This window comes from Mesorhizobium sp. (assembly GCF_005063415.1).
Classification (GTDB): domain Bacteria; phylum Pseudomonadota; class Alphaproteobacteria; order Rhizobiales; family Rhizobiaceae; genus Mesorhizobium.
On sequence record NZ_SUEG01000052.1, the window covers coordinates 14,567 to 14,878 of the forward strand.

The 312-nt window shown below is 67.0% G+C and carries 1 pseudogene; it reads left to right on the plus strand.

Going from position 1 to position 312, the window contains the following annotated elements:
• Positions 1-312, plus strand: a pseudogene (locus E5W70_RS15745) (GNAT family N-acetyltransferase); the annotation flags it as partial.

The following is a 312-nucleotide window of genomic DNA, read 5'->3' on the forward strand; positions in this document are numbered from 1 at the left end:
TGGTCGACCGCGACGATCCGATCGGCGTCATCGAGGATTTCTTTGCGATGCTGTCCCGGCCGCATCTGAAGCTGCCGAAGGTCTTCGTGCTGCCCGATATAAGGCTGGACGGTCCGGTGGCCAGCCTGCTCGCCAGCGTCGCCGAAACGCGCGGCCTGACGCTGGTCACCACCGGCAAGGCCGAGCGCCCGGTGCTCGAAAGCGAGCTCGACGGCGAGGAGTATCTGAAGGCTTCGCTGCGCGCGCACCATTATCGCGAGTTCCGCCGCCTGAAGCGCCGGCTCGCCGATCTCGGCCGGCTGGAGCATGTCG